General features: G+C 70.6%; 13 protein-coding genes. 10 read left to right on the top strand and 3 right to left on the bottom strand.

What is annotated here, in order from left to right:
* Window positions 1-146 precede the first annotated feature (146 nt).
* Window positions 147-1,193: a CAF17-like 4Fe-4S cluster assembly/insertion protein YgfZ gene (gene ygfZ / locus ACYVBN_RS07280; RefSeq protein ID WP_460599931.1), complete on the bottom strand. Its 1,047-nt coding sequence runs from the start codon at window positions 1,191-1,193 to the stop codon at window positions 147-149.
* Between the two features lie 64 nt (window positions 1,194-1,257).
* Between ygfZ and ACYVBN_RS07285 the strand changes: the two genes are divergently transcribed.
* The 4 genes from ACYVBN_RS07285 (at window position 1,258) to ACYVBN_RS07300 (ending at window position 5,252) form a co-directional block, all read left to right on the top strand.
* Window positions 1,258-2,424, top strand: coding sequence for an LCP family protein (locus ACYVBN_RS07285; RefSeq protein ID WP_460599932.1), 1,167 nt, complete (start codon window positions 1,258-1,260; stop codon window positions 2,422-2,424).
* A gap of 122 nt (window positions 2,425-2,546) precedes the next feature.
* Entirely contained in the window at window positions 2,547-3,074 is a 528-nt protein-coding gene (locus ACYVBN_RS07290; RefSeq protein WP_460599933.1) for a heme-binding beta-barrel domain-containing protein, read from the top strand.
* A gap of 125 nt (window positions 3,075-3,199) precedes the next feature.
* Window positions 3,200-3,877: a response regulator transcription factor gene (locus ACYVBN_RS07295; protein WP_460599934.1), complete on the top strand. Its 678-nt coding sequence runs from the start codon at window positions 3,200-3,202 to the stop codon at window positions 3,875-3,877.
* Window positions 3,867-5,252 carry a sensor histidine kinase gene (locus ACYVBN_RS07300; RefSeq protein WP_460599935.1) on the top strand — a complete coding sequence of 462 codons (1,386 nt, stop codon included), beginning with the start codon at window positions 3,867-3,869 and terminating at the stop codon, window positions 5,250-5,252. Before ACYVBN_RS07295 ends, ACYVBN_RS07300 begins: the two co-directional genes overlap by 11 nt.
* Before the next feature lie 70 nt (window positions 5,253-5,322).
* Here the strand turns inward: ACYVBN_RS07300 and ACYVBN_RS07305 are convergent, their stop codons facing one another.
* The gene (locus tag ACYVBN_RS07305; protein ID WP_460599936.1) at window positions 5,323-6,237 is read right to left on the bottom strand and encodes a hypothetical protein; all 915 of its coding nucleotides are present in this window, start codon (window positions 6,235-6,237) and stop codon (window positions 5,323-5,325) included.
* Window positions 6,238-6,426: 189 nt separating this feature from the next.
* Here ACYVBN_RS07305 and ACYVBN_RS07310 point away from each other — a divergent pair, with 189 nt between their 5' ends.
* Window positions 6,427-7,044 carry a class I SAM-dependent methyltransferase gene (locus ACYVBN_RS07310; RefSeq protein ID WP_460599937.1) on the top strand — a complete coding sequence of 206 codons (618 nt, stop codon included), beginning with the start codon at window positions 6,427-6,429 and terminating at the stop codon, window positions 7,042-7,044.
* Window positions 7,045-7,081: 37 nt separating this feature from the next.
* On the opposite strand, the gene ACYVBN_RS07315 is transcribed toward ACYVBN_RS07310, so the two are convergent.
* Entirely contained in the window at window positions 7,082-8,152 is a 1,071-nt protein-coding gene (locus ACYVBN_RS07315; RefSeq protein WP_460600830.1) for an alpha/beta hydrolase, read from the bottom strand.
* Between the two features lie 89 nt (window positions 8,153-8,241).
* Here ACYVBN_RS07315 and ACYVBN_RS07320 point away from each other — a divergent pair, with 89 nt between their 5' ends.
* Genes ACYVBN_RS07320 through ACYVBN_RS07340 form a run of 5 tightly spaced genes read left to right on the top strand, consistent with a single transcriptional unit; the run spans window position 8,242 to window position 13,250 of the window.
* Window positions 8,242-9,561, top strand: coding sequence for a lipopolysaccharide biosynthesis protein (locus tag ACYVBN_RS07320; RefSeq protein ID WP_460599938.1), 1,320 nt, complete (start codon window positions 8,242-8,244; stop codon window positions 9,559-9,561).
* Entirely contained in the window at window positions 9,558-10,571 is a 1,014-nt protein-coding gene (locus ACYVBN_RS07325; protein ID WP_460599939.1) for a glycosyltransferase family 2 protein, read from the top strand. The genes ACYVBN_RS07320 and ACYVBN_RS07325 overlap by 4 nt, the downstream gene beginning before the upstream one ends.
* A complete protein-coding gene (locus ACYVBN_RS07330; protein WP_440283791.1) occupies window positions 10,562-11,335 on the top strand; it encodes a glycosyltransferase family 2 protein in 774 nt (257 codons plus the stop codon). The genes ACYVBN_RS07325 and ACYVBN_RS07330 overlap by 10 nt, the downstream gene beginning before the upstream one ends.
* Window positions 11,332-11,733 carry a DUF2304 domain-containing protein gene (locus tag ACYVBN_RS07335; protein ID WP_460599940.1) on the top strand — a complete coding sequence of 134 codons (402 nt, stop codon included), beginning with the start codon at window positions 11,332-11,334 and terminating at the stop codon, window positions 11,731-11,733. The genes ACYVBN_RS07330 and ACYVBN_RS07335 overlap by 4 nt, the downstream gene beginning before the upstream one ends.
* Entirely contained in the window at window positions 11,730-13,250 is a 1,521-nt protein-coding gene (locus tag ACYVBN_RS07340) for a hypothetical protein (RefSeq protein ID WP_460599941.1), read from the top strand. The genes ACYVBN_RS07335 and ACYVBN_RS07340 overlap by 4 nt, the downstream gene beginning before the upstream one ends.
* Window positions 13,251-13,312: the final 62 nt, after the last annotated feature.

Raw genomic sequence — 13,312 nt, forward strand, 5'->3', positions numbered from 1 at the left:
CACGCTTCCGGCGCCGATTCCCATACCCAACCAGCGACCGTTGCCGGTTGTGTACGCCTCCGGCGCCGATTCCCATACCCAACCAGCGACCGTTGCCGGTTGTGTACGTCGCTCGTCGCTCGTCGCTCGCGGATCGACGGGCCCAGCTACGGCGTCACGATCTCCGTCTGGGCGGCGGCGATCTCACCGGCATACAGCTGGATGTCGACGGGGGTGTTGCGCTTGACGACCGCCAGCGCGATCGGGCCGTCGTCGGCGTGCCGGGCGACCGAGGTGATGCGGCCGACCGCGCGCTCGCCGGGGAGCTTGGCCAGCTCCGCGCCCTCGTCGGGCAGCACGTGACCCGAGCCGTCGAGGTGCAGGAACACCAGGCGGCGCGGCGGCCGGCCGAGGTTGTGCACGCGCGCGATCGTCTCCTGGCCGCGGTAGCAGCCCTTGTGCAGGTGCACGGCGGTGCGCAACCAGTCGAGTTCGTGCGCGATAGTGCGGTGATCGGTCTCCTTGCCGAGCCGGGGCCGCCACGCGGCGACGCGTTCGGCCTCGGCGGCCCAGATGCCGGCCAGCTGCCGGTCCCCGACCTCCTCCACGAGTTGTTCGCGCGGCACGATCAACTCGCGCCAGGCGCGTCCGGCCGCCGGGTGCGGGTCCGCCGAGCTGTATGACGCCGAGTCGGCGCCCATCGCCGGCCACGGATCGCGCCATGCGATGACACCGCGCGCCTCGCGTTCGGCCGGCAGCGACTCGTTGCCGATGGGCTCACCGAGCACGGCATACCGGTCGGAGACGTCGTCGACCTCGACCCGCAGCATGAAGCGCATCGAGTTGAGCCACTCCACCAGGGCCGGCGCGGTGCCCGGCTCGACGGTGATCCAGGTGGTCTCGCCGTCGTCGACGATGTGCAGGTCGTGCTCGATGTGCCCGTGCGGGCTGAGCACCAGGGACTCCGCCGACGTGTATGGCGCCAGGCCCGTCAGCGACTGCGTCGTCATCGAGTGCAGCCAGCTGAGCCGATCGGGGCCGGTGACCGTGACGACGCCCCGGTGCGACAGGTCGACCACGGCCAGCCCCTGCTCGAGCAGACGTTGCTCGCGCAGCGGGTCACCGTAATGTGCGGCCACCCCGGCGTCGAGACCGTCGGCGGGGACCGCGCCGGAGCGGCTGAGCAGGGGACTCTCCACGGATGCCGTCGTCACCGTTCCAGGGTACGTCGCGGGGTTTCGGCGCCGTGGCGCGCCGGGGCGACCTTAGACTCCCCCCATGACTGGGGACCACCGAGACGACCTGCCCGGCGGGGCCCGTGACGAGAGTTCGTCCCTGGAGGAGCCGGAGAGCACGAACGGCACCACGACCGACACGGCGCCCGGGGATGCGACCGCCGACGGCGGTGACGATGCCGGCACGGGCGCGGCCGGCTACGCAGGATCCCGCACGAGGCGCCGCCGGCCGAAGAAGAAGGCCGGCTGGCTGAAGGTCACCCTGCTCACCCTGCTGTCGATGGTCCTGATCATCGTGCTGGCGTTCGTCGGTTTCGCGATGTACCTCAACCACGTGCTCAGTTCCAACATCACCCACGGCGCCGCGCTGCCCAGCTCGACGGTGAAACCCGCTGCGGACGCGGGCAATTCGCAGAACATCCTGCTGCTGGGCAGCGACACCCGCTCCGGCAGCGTGCAGGACGTCCGGTCGGGGGCGCGCTCGGACGTCATCCAATTGGTGCACATCAGCAAGGGCGAGAAGTCGGTGCAGGTCATCCACTTCCCGCGTGACCTCTACGTGTCCATCCCGGGACACGGCAAGAACAAGATCAACGCCGCCTTCGCCTACGGCGGGCCGGCGCTGCTGGCCCAGACGATCTCGCAACTGCTCGGCGGCGTGGTCATCGACCGCTACGCCATCATCGACTTCAAGGGTTTCGCCGACCTGACCGACGACCTGGGTGGCGTCAACGTGTATGTCGCGCAGCCCTTCAACGAGCCGGGTTACGGCACCTTCCACCAGGGCTACAACACGATGAACGGCGAGCAGGCGCTCGGCTTCGTCCGCGAGCGCCACCAGCTCAAGGAGGGCGACATCGACCGCGGTCGCGACCAGCAGGCCTGGATCAGCGCCGTCGTCCACAAGACGCTGTCGGCCGGCACGCTGCTCAACCCGGTGAAGCTGACCAACACTGTCAAGGACCTCACCAAATACACCCAGGTCGACGCCGACACGTCCGCGGGCGACATACGCAGTCTCGCGCTCAGCCTGCGCAACCTGCGCTCGGGCGACATCACCTACTACACGGCGCCGTTCACCGGCTTCGCCAACGATCCGGTGGCCGGCTCCATCGACGTGGTGAACATGCCGCAGATGAAGAAGCTGGGGCAGGCGCTCTACCACGACAAGATGGCCGACTACACCTACGGCAAGAACAGCATCCGATAGCGGCGGCTCGTCGCGACCTTGGTGGCGGGACCGCGTGCCGGCCGCCCCGCGGTGCCGCGGCCCCACGCCCGTCCAGCAACCGTTGCCGGTTCCGCACGCGCTCGCGTCGCTACGATCGAGCCGTGCCCATCGAACTCGACACCTCCATGCACCCCGACCTCGCGCCGCTGGCCTGGCTCCTCGGACGGTGGGAGGGCACGGGCGTCGCCGGCTACCCCGGTTTGCCGACGGTCAACTTCGCCCAGGAGATCAGCTGCACCCATGACGGCCGACCGTTCCTGCGCTGGGAGACCCGCAGCTGGGTGATCGACGACGACGGCAACCGCGGCGACCCGTTCGAGACGGAGCTGGGCTTCTGGCGCCCGCTGCCGGAGGCCGAGGTGGAGTTGCTGCTGTCGCACCCGACCGGGGTCACCGAGCTCTACTACGGACGCACCGAACCCGCCAAGGCCGAACTCCGCACCGACGGCGTGCTGCGCAGCCCGGATGCCCGCGAATACTCCGCGGCGCACCGGCTCTACGGCTACGTGCAGGGCGGGCTGATGTGGGCGACCGACATGGCGGCGCTCGGCCAGCCGCTGCAGTCCTACGCCTCCGCGCAGTTGACCCGCGCTGCCGCGCCGGATGACGACGCCACGGCACCGGAGTGACCCTGCGCCCGAGTGTTCCTGAGTTTCCCTGAGAGCCGACTCAGGAACACTCAGCCTCACCTCAGCACTCCGCGCCCACACTGTGTGGTGTCCTGAGCGGACGAACGAGAGGGAGGCGGTGGGGCATGCGAGTCCTGATCGTCGAGGACGAACACCGACTGGCGCAGGCGATCGCCGCCGGCCTGACCGCCGACGGCTTCACCGTGGACACCGCGCCGGACGGCGCGGAGGGCCTGTGGAAGGCGACCGAGCAGGCGTACGACGTCATCGTGCTCGACATCATGCTGCCCAAGGTCAACGGCTACGACGTGGTGAAGCGGCTGCGCGCCGAACAACTGTGGACGCCGGTGCTGATGCTGACCGCCAAGGACGGCGAGTACGACGAGGCCGATGCACTGGACCTGGGCGCCGACGACTACCTGACCAAACCCTTCTCGTATGTCGTGCTGCTGGCGCACCTGCGCGCGCTCATCCGGCGCGGCGCCCCGGCCCGCCCGGTGATCCTGTCGGCGGGTGACCTGGTGCTGGATCCGGCGACCCGACGGTGCGCCCGCGGCGAGCAGGAGATCTCGCTGACACCTCGCGAGTTCGCGCTGCTGGAGTTCCTGCTGCGCCGCCACGACCAGGTCGTCTCCAAGAGCGACATGCTCGCCAACGTCTGGGACGAGTTCTACGAGGGCGACCCGAACATCGTCGAGGTCTACATCGGCTACCTGCGCAAGAAGATCGACGCGCCGTTCGGCCGGGCCAGCATCCAGACGGTCCGCGGCGTCGGCTACCGGCTGCACAGCGATGGCGGCTGAGCCCGTCGCTGCAGCCGACGCGCCGTCCTCCTGGTGGGGTCGGCGATCGCTGCGCGCCCGGCTGACGGCAGCCGCCGCCGTGGTGATCGCGGTCGGCATGATCGCTGCCGGTGGCCTGCTGGTATGGCGCCTGCACAGCTCCCTGATGGCCAACCTGGACAACAGCATCGCCCAGCAGTCGTCGACGATCGCCGACCAAGCGGCGCACAGCGAACTGCCCCGCCGGCTACCGGACCCGGACGACGGCGCACCCACGGTGCAGGTCGTCGCCGCCGACGGCCGGGTGCTGGCCGGCTCCGGCGACCTGGGTTACCGCAAGCGCATGTTCACCCTGACCGGCAGCGACGACACGGTGGTCCGGACGCAGCAACCCGCCGGACACCCCGGCACCGACTACCGGGTCGCGGCCACCACCGCCGACACCCGCAGCGGCCCGGTGACCGTCTACGCGGCGTTGCCGACCGAACCGGTCGACAGCAGCACGACCGAACTGCTCAGCGCGCTCGCGGTCGGGCTGCCCATCCTGGTGGCCATCCTGACGCTCATCGGGTGGCTGCTGGTCGGACGCGCCCTGCGCCCGGTCGACGCCGTGCGGCGGCAAGCTGCCGACATACCCGGCACGGACCTGAGCCGCAGGTTGCGTCCGCCGGCCGCCGAGGACGAATTAGCCCGGCTGACAGCGACATTCAACGAACTGCTGGCCCGCATCGAGACCGCGTCGGCGCAGCAACACCGGTTCGTCGCCGACGCCGCGCACGAGCTGCGCAGCCCGATCGCGACCCTGCGGACCCAGCTCGAGGTGACCGGTCGCAGCGCCGACCACCAGGGCGACCTGGCCGCCGCGCTCCCCGGCCTGCTCGGCGACATCGACCGGCTGTCCCGGCTGGTCGACGACCTGCTCGCGTTGGCTCGCCTGGATGCGCATCCCGCACCGCACCGCCAGGTGGTGGACCTGGACGACATCGTGCTCGACCAGGCCCGCGCCGTCCGGCACCGCGGCCCGTCGGTCGACGTCACCGGGGTGTCGGCCGGTCAAGTGCTCGGCGACCCGTCCGCGCTGACCAGTGTCGTGCGCAACCTGCTGGACAACGCGACCCGCCACGCCGCCGCAGTGGTGCGGGTCGCGCTGACCACCCGGACCGGCACCGTCGTCCTCGAGGTGGCCGACGACGGGCCCGGCATCGCGCCGGCGGACCGGGACCGGATCTTCGAACGCTTCACCCGGTTGGACGAGGCACGCTCGCGGGACGCCGGCGGCGCCGGTCTCGGCCTGGCCATCGTCCACGACGCGGTCGGCGCGCACGACGGCACGGTCACGGTCAGCGACAACCACCCGGGTGCCCGGTTCACGGTGACGATGCCCGCCGCCGACTGACCGGTCGCGGCAGGACCGGACGCCATGCGGTCGACCGTCTTGTCCGCGACCGTCGGCGGGACCGGACGCCTCAGGAGGACACGACCTGGCGGACCGACGACTTCAGCCGGTAGGTGAACACCTCTGCCCGGCCCCCGCAGGAGGCCGGTTCGTGTGCGACCACCAGCAGACGCCCGCCGTGTATGTCGATCCCCTCCGTCTCGGCCGCCCCGCATCCGGTCAGCTGCGGCACCGGACCGAGTTCGGTCGGCCGCCCCACCTGAGTCCGGCCCGATACCGGGCGGGAGAGCCGAATCGACAGCAATTGCTGCGGTGTCCGGAACAGATCGTGGTGCGGGTCGTTGGTGGAGCAGACCAGTTGCGTCGGTGAAGCGAAGGAGCAGCCCTGCACGTCCCGCACCGGCCGGGTCAACCGGATGGTCGCCGCCAACGGCAGGTCGTGACCGCGACGGGCGAGCCGGTTCGCGCCGGGCATCGGGAAGACCAACAACCTTCGCATCCGGCCCCATTCGCCCGAGACGAACCACCGGCCGGAGGGCGTGACCGCGGCGAACGAGTTGTTGATCTTCTCCCCCGCGGCGAGCCGGTGCACCCACCAGGTCCGGTGCCCGTCGGGGGCGGTGACGCCATACAGCTTGGCGTTGGCGGCCGAGCGAGCCTGATAGGCATCCACCAGATAGCCGTGCGCACTGCCGGGGTCGCCGATGTGCCACCAGCCGGCGGCACGCAGCCGCGCCGACACGTCCGCGCCGCCGCGCAGGACCACGTGGTTCCGGCCGCGGTTGGTCACGGTCGCGACGCCCTGGTCCGCCCCGCCGGCGGGCACCGGATGCCAGTCGGTGAGCGTCCAGGGACCCGCGGAGTACTGGGTCGCATTGCCGGGCGTCGGCGGTGCGGCCGCGGCCGGTGCGACGAATGCCGCCACCAGGATCGCCGTGGCACTCGCCACACCTGCGGTGCGCAGGGGCCGGAAGGTCGCATGCATGGTCGCCAGCTCCGTTCGTCCGCCCGGTCGAGCGACCGGGCACTGTCCGACCGTGCCGTGCGCGCACTGTGAACTCACTGAACCGCTCTGAGAGCCTTCTCAGCGGCGTCCCAGGATGCGGCTGGCACGCTGCACCGGTCAGGAGGGCCGACGCGTTCGCCCTCGCGCACCAGCACCCGGAGGCTTCCCATGGCGCAGCACCTCGAAGACGGCACAGGCTCCCGAACAGCAGGACGGTCCTACGCCGAGCGGCTGTCCCGGCTCGAGACGGCGCCCTGGAAGCGGTGGCTGGACGTCCAGCGTCCCTATCGATGGAACCTGCGCCGGCTGCAACTCGGCGACGTGCTCGACGTCGGGTGCGGTATCGGCCGGAACCTGGTCAATCTGGGCGGCGGTGTCGGGGTCGACCACAACGCCGAGTCGGTCGACACGGCCCGGCGACGCGGCCTGACGGCATACACCACCACGGAGTTCGCGCACTGCCCGGACGCGGTGGGAAGGCGCTACGACACGCTGCTGCTGGCGCACGTGCTCGAGCACCTGGGGACCGACGTCGCCGACGATCTGGTGCGCGCATACCTGCCCTACCTGCGGCCGGGCGGGCGGGTGCTGTTCATCACCCCGCAGGAGGCCGGCTTCCGCACCGACGACACGCACGTGCGCTTCGTGGACACCGCGGGTCTGCGGGAGCATGCGGACCGGCTCGGCCTGGACGTGGAGCGCAGCTACTCCTTCCCGCTGCCACGAGCGGCCGGGCGGCTCTTCCCCTACAACGAATTCGTGCTGCTCGCCCGGTATGCCGGGTGACCGGCCGGCCCACCGCTGACGGATCGTCGGGCGGGCGTCAGCGCCGGTGCTTCAGCACGGCGGGCGGCAACTGCACGGAGTTGATCCAGTCGAACATCGGCGGCTCCAGGCGGCCCCAGGTGTTCGGGTTGTGTCCGCCCCCGGGGATGATCACCGCCGGTGCGAGGGTCGTCGGCGGCCGGATCGCGGCACGCAGTCTGCTGATGTTCGACGGCAGGCTGTTGCGGTCCATGGCACCCGTGCCGGCCCACAGCCGCACGTCGGGCCGCCCGGCGGCGAGATGCACGGGGCTGTTGGCGATCCGCAACGCGGTGTCGCTCAGGACCGACGGGTCGCCGACCACGGGGTCCGGGCTCATGCCCGCGCCGATCCCGAAGACGCCCGGATACTGCATCGGCAGTTTGAGCGAGCACAGTCCGCCGGTGGACAACCCTGCCAGTGCCCATGCCCGCGGCGACGTCTCGACCCGGAAGTGACGCTTGATGAGCGTCGGCACGTCCTGCGCCAACCAGGTGGCGACCCGTGACTGCGGGGTGTTGGAGCAGTCGGTGTCCACGCCACCGGGGTCCACGCTCGGCACGACCAGGATCACCGGGTGCAGCCGCCCGGAGGCGATGGCCGACGCGACCCGGCCCGGCATCCCGCCGCCCGTCATGTACGACTCCGGTTCGCCGGGAACCCCGTGCAACAGCATGATCACCGGGAAGGCCGTGTGCCGATAGGCCGGCTGCCGGTACTGCGGCGGCAGCCAGACGTAGACCTGCGAGGCGAGCCGGGAGTGGGGTCCTCGGAAGAAGGCGCTCTCCATGCCCCAGCTCGCCTTGGTAAACCTGGCCCGCTGCGGCGGCGGCCCGACCATCGCCAGCTGACCCTGCGGGGTCGTTCCCAGCAGATCGTCCCAGGAGGCATAGAGCCCGAAACTGTTGTTGACCCAGGTGCCGGCGAGGCCGACCGCGAGCAGCTGGCACAGCAGCAGCATCCCCAGCCGCTGCAGTGTGCGCGACCAGCCCGGACCGTGGATCCTGGACCACAGCAGCAGCGTGGCAACGACAGCGACGACAACGGCGATCGCGATCGTCGCCTGGAACGTCGCACCGGTCAGGCTCATCACGTGGGCACGCTAAGCGACCGGCTCGGTGAAGACCAGTTGGCGTTCTTAGCCGTTTCTCAGGTGGGCCGTGCGAGGCTACCGCCGCCATGCCGCACACATCTCCCGCCACGGTGTTCCAGCAACGCCTCCTGCTGATGCCGGCCGGCACCGTGCCGGTCGGGCTCGGCCTGGCAGTGTTCGGCGCCAGCTCCTACCTCTTCCTCGCGTTCGGTGCACGGCAGCTGTCCCCCGCCGACTTCGCCGCCCTGTCGGCGCTGTGGGTCCTGGTCTACACCGGCGGCCCCGGAGTGTTCCTACCGTTCGAGCAGGCCATCGGCCGCGCGGTCGCCGCGCACCGGGCGGATCCGGTCCAGGAGCGCCGCGTGGTCCGCGCCCTGGTGGCAGCGGCGGCGGTCGCACTGCTGGTCCTGCTGGCGGTCGCCGTGGCGTTCCGGACGACCATCACCGACACGCTCTTCGACGGATCCGGCGCGACGTTCGTGGCGCTGCTGCTCGCCGCGATCGGCATGTGGGCGGCATACCTGATGCGCGGAGTGTTCGCCGGTCACAACCGTTACGGCATGTATGGCGTTCAGCTCGGCATCGAGGGCATGGTGCGGGTGGCCGCCGGACTCACCGCCACCGTGCTGGCCGGCGCCGTCGGCGGATTCTCGCTCGGGCTCGCGGCGGCCCTGGTGATCTCGGTGCTGTTCACTCTCACCGGCCTGCGTGGCGGGCACCGCCGCCCGGTCGCGCCGACCATGACCGTCGAGGATCCCGCCCTCGCCACCCAGCTGCGGATCCTCGGCTGGATGGTGCTCGGCGGCCTGATGATGCAGGTATTGGTCAATGTCGCGCCGCTGATCGTCAAGGTCGCGCCCGGGTCCTCCGGCGCCGCAGGGCATTACCTCGGCGGGCTGATGCTCGCCCGGCTGCCGCTCTTCCTCTTCGCGGCGGTCCAGGCGGCACTGCTGCCCGGTCTGGCACACACCGTCGCCGACGGCGACCGCGCACGCCTGGCCCGGCAGCTGCGCTCCCTGCTGACACTCGTCACCGTCGCAATGGGTGCCTTCACCCTGCTAATGGCCGTCGCCGGCCCGCAGTTGGTGCGACTGGTCTACGGCGACGGCTTCCGGCTGGGCCGCACCGACCTGGTCCTGATGGCCGCGGGCACCGCTGCCGCGATCCTCGCCATGGTCGTCGGGGCCGCGGTGATCGCGGTCGGCTCACCGGCGGCGTCGGCGTTCGGCTGGACCGCCGCGGTGGCGGTGCTGGCACTGGTGTTGCTGCTTCCCGGCGGCCTGTTCCTGCGACTCGAGCTGTCCTACCTGGCCGGTTCGGTGGTCGCCCTCGTCATACAACTCGCGGCACTGGTGCGTCATACCGGCGCGGCCGCCGCGGCCCAGCTCTCGGAGGTGAGCGCATGATCACCGTCGGCGTCGTCATGGTCGCGTACGGCGACGAGCCGCTCCTGCACGAATCCGTCTCGTCGGTATTGGCGTCCCGGGGCGTCGACGTCGAAGTGGTCCTCGTCGACAACGGCGCCGATCCGGCGCAGCTCGACGGGGTGCGCGAACTGCCGGGTGTCACCGTGCTGCGGCCGGGGACCAACCTCGGTTTCGCCGGCGGGTGCAACCTCGGCGCCGCCGGCACCGGGGCAGAGGTGGTCGTGCTGTTCAACTGCGACGCCACCATGGGTGCGGACACGCTCGGCCGCCTCGTCGAGGCGCTGGCGGACCCCAGCGTCGGCATCGCCACCGCCAGCGTGCGGCTGGCCGACGATCCGGCCGTCATGAACAGTGCCGGCAACCCGGTGCACTATCTGGGGCTGGCATGGGCAGGCGGCCACGGCCGACCGGCCGCCGAGTACGCGGCGCCCGGTCCGGTGAGCAGCGCGAGCGGCGCCTGCTGCGCGGTGCGACACGACTTCTGGGACGAGCTGGGCGGATTCGACGAGGCCTACTTCGCCTACCACGAGGACGTCGAACTCTCGCTGCGTTGCTGGCAGCGCGGACGGTCGGTCGTCTACGTGCCGGACGCGATCGCGTTGCACCACTACGAGTTCCACCGCAATCCGACCAAGACCTACTTGCTGGAACGCAACCGGCTGCTCACCGTGCTGACCACCTACAGCGGTCGCAGCCTGGCGCTCCTCGCGCCGGCCCTGCTCGCCCAGGAGGTCGCCATGCTGGCCGTGGCCACCGCGCAGGGCTGGCTGCCGGCGAAGGCCAGCGGTTACGGCTGGTTGCTACGCCACGCCGGTCAGGTATGGCGCCGCCACCGTGACGTGCAGACCCAGCGCCGCCGGACGGACCGACAGGTGCTGCGGCACCTGGCCACCCGGTTCGACGCAGGCAACGTGGATCCGATCCCCGGACTGCGGCTGCTCAACTCCGGCTCGGCCTGGTACGGGAAGGCGGTGCTGCCGTGGCTGTGACCGGTGAGGAGCGCGCCCCGGTGTTCGACGCGTCCCAGCGGATCCTGGTGATCATCCCCTGCTTCAACGAGGAAGCGACGATCCGCACCGTGCTGCGCGAAGTGGTGCAGGCATTGCCCACCGCCGACATCCTGGTCGTCGACGACGGATCGGCCGACGAGACCCGACCGGTCGCGATGGCGGCCGGTGTACAGGTCGCCACCCTGCCGTTCAACCTCGGCGTCGGCGGAGCGTTGCGGGCGGGTTTCCGCTACGCCGTCCGGCACGGGTACGACGCTGCGCTGCAGATCGACGGGGACGGCCAGCACGATCCCCGGGAGGCACGCAAGCTGCTCGCCGCCCTGGCCACGGCGGATCTGGTGATCGGTGCACGATTCGCCGCCGCGGACGACGACTACGAGGCGGATCCGGCACGTCGCGCCGTCATGCGGGTGCTGGCGCGGTCCCTGTCGCACCGGGCCGGCACGACGCTGACCGACACCACCTCCGGCTTCCGGGCGTTCGGCCCGGCGGCGTTGGCGTTGTTCGCAGCTCACTATCCGGCCGAGTATCTGGGCGACACCGTCGAGGCGCTGCTGATCGCCACCCGTCAGCACCTGACCGTGCGACAGGTGCCGGTCCGGATGCGTCCCCGACAGGGCGGCGTGGCCAGTCAGTCGTCCCTCAAGGCCTCGCTGCAGTTGCTGCGGCTGATGCCCGCGTTCGTCATACCCGCTCAGCTGAAGTACCGCACGAGGATGCCAGTGACCGAGGAGCACCCATGATCTTCCAGACGTTCGCCATCGTCGTCGCCCTGGCGACGATCGCCGGGATGTACGCCCTGATCCGGCAGGGCTGGCTGAAGGAGAAGTACACGCTGATCTGGGTCCTGGCGGCCCTGGTCACCTTCCTGGTCGGGGTGTTCCCCCCGATCCTGGACTGGTTCGCCGACATCGTCGGCGTCCAGCAGGGTCCGAACCTGCTGTTCCTCGCGGCCGGCGTGGCGATGATGCTGATCTGCGTCCAGCTGTCCGTCGAGGCCAGCACCCAGTCCTACAAGTCGCGCACCCTCGCCGAGGAGATCGCGATCCTGCGACTGGAGGTCGAGCGGCAACGTCGCGACCTGGACGCGCTGACCGCGCTCACCGTGGAGCATCGCCTGGAGCGAGGCCTGCACCAGTGAAACCGGCGCTCTCCCAAGCACATTCGCTGCGCATCCGGCAATGGAGCCCGACCCGGCGGTTGGGTGCGGTGGTCTACCTGTGGGGCCAGCTGGTGCTGCTGGGCTGGTGGGCGACCAACTTCCCGGTGCAGGTCAGCGCCGACTCCATCACCTACATGCATCACGTCACCGTCGGCCCATGGATCGCCAACCACTCCGTGCTCTACGACGCGATCATCGGCGCCTCGATCCAGCTGACCGGCAGTGTCTGGCTCGTCACCCTCGTGCAGACCGTGGTGTATGCCGCACTGCTCGCCCTCGTCACGACCCGGGTGCACCGGTTGGGAGTGCGCGCCCGATGGGCCGCGCTGCCGGCCCTGCTCATCGTGCTCGTGCCGACCTTCGGCTCGTTCGTCGACATGCTGTGGAAGGACGTGCCGTTCGCCGCCGCCAACCTGCTGCTGACCGCGACGGTGCTGCAGATCATCGCCCGACGCCGCACCCAGCAGCGCGCGCTGACCTGGCGCACCGCGACCGCGCTCGCCGCGGAGCTGACCGCGGTCGCGCTGTTCCGCAACAACGGCTTCATCGTGGTCGCGATCGTCGCCCTCGTCCTGCTGATCTTCCTGGCACGCGACCGGCTCAAGGTCGCGGCCGCTGCGGTCGCAGCGCTCGCGATCTTCGAATTCGCCGGTGCCGTCGTCTATCCCGCCGCCGGCATCCGACCGGTCAGTTCCGGTGAGGCGTATGGCGTCTTCTACGGCGACATCGCCTACGTCTACAGCAAGGACCCCGGCGCGTTCACCCCGGCCGGCCTGGCCGCGATGAAGGCGGCGGCGCCGTTGTCGCACTGGGCCGCCAGCAACGACTGCCTCTACTCGGATCCGCTGTTCCGGCACCACTTCAACATGACCGCGGCCGACGCGCACCGGCACCAGCTCGCCGCACTGTGGTTCCATCTGCTCACCCACGACCCGGTCAACCTCCTCGAGGGCCACCTGTGCCGGGCGTCCGTGGCGTGGCGGGTCGATCCGACGCCGCAGTTCAGCGTCCTGCCCAGGAAGTCCCGGGCCGTCGCGATGGCGCACAAGAAGCACCTGCCCGAGGCGCTGGTCCAGCAACTCAAGCCCGCTCCTGCCAGTTGGACCGCGTATCACGCCGCCACCGCCGCCCGCAGCGCGGTGGCCACCAACCCCTGGCTGCAGGTGTTGTTCGCGCGCGCAGCCGGGTGGACCTACCTTGCCTATCTGGCGGTGCTCATCGCGGCCTTCCGCAACAAGTGGCGGATGATCCTGCTCGCGGCCACACCGATCGTGGCCAATCAGCTCACCGTCATACTCGCCAATCCCGCGCAGTTGTACCGGTACACCGTGGTGCAGCTCTTCCTGGGCATGCTGCTGGTGCCGTTGGTCGCCGCCAGGCTGGCGTCGGTGCGGCGGCCCCACCGGCCCACCGGCCGGCAAACCTCCAGACCGCTCGGTCCTGTCCCCCAGTCCTTCCGGGGCTTACGGGACCGAGCCCCTGCCACCGAACGCTGACGGCGAGCGCGCGGCGCCTGTCGTCGGCTGAGACCACTCTCAGGAACCTTCAGCGTCGCTTC

It is taken from the genome of Flexivirga lutea (assembly GCF_054778955.1).

Bases quoted from the DNA above. Each gene is read 5' to 3' on its own strand.
- ACYVBN_RS07295 (WP_460599934.1), top strand. From the start codon at position 3,200: ATGCGAGTCCTGATCGTCGAGGACGAACACCGACTGGCGCAGGCGATC.
- ACYVBN_RS07300 (WP_460599935.1), top strand. From the start codon at position 3,867: ATGGCGGCTGAGCCCGTCGCTGCAGCCGACGCGCCGTCCTCCTGGTGG.
- ACYVBN_RS07325 (WP_460599939.1), top strand. From the start codon at position 9,558: ATGATCACCGTCGGCGTCGTCATGGTCGCGTACGGCGACGAGCCGCTC.
- ACYVBN_RS07305 (WP_460599936.1), bottom strand. From the start codon at position 6,237: ATGCATGCGACCTTCCGGCCCCTGCGCACCGCAGGTGTGGCGAGTGCC.
- ACYVBN_RS07320 (WP_460599938.1), top strand. From the start codon at position 8,242: ATGCCGCACACATCTCCCGCCACGGTGTTCCAGCAACGCCTCCTGCTG.
- ACYVBN_RS07285 (WP_460599932.1), top strand. From the start codon at position 1,258: ATGACTGGGGACCACCGAGACGACCTGCCCGGCGGGGCCCGTGACGAG.
- ACYVBN_RS07335 (WP_460599940.1), top strand. From the start codon at position 11,332: ATGATCTTCCAGACGTTCGCCATCGTCGTCGCCCTGGCGACGATCGCC.
- ACYVBN_RS07310 (WP_460599937.1), top strand. From the start codon at position 6,427: ATGGCGCAGCACCTCGAAGACGGCACAGGCTCCCGAACAGCAGGACGG.
- ACYVBN_RS07315 (WP_460600830.1), bottom strand. From the start codon at position 8,152: ATGAGCCTGACCGGTGCGACGTTCCAGGCGACGATCGCGATCGCCGTT.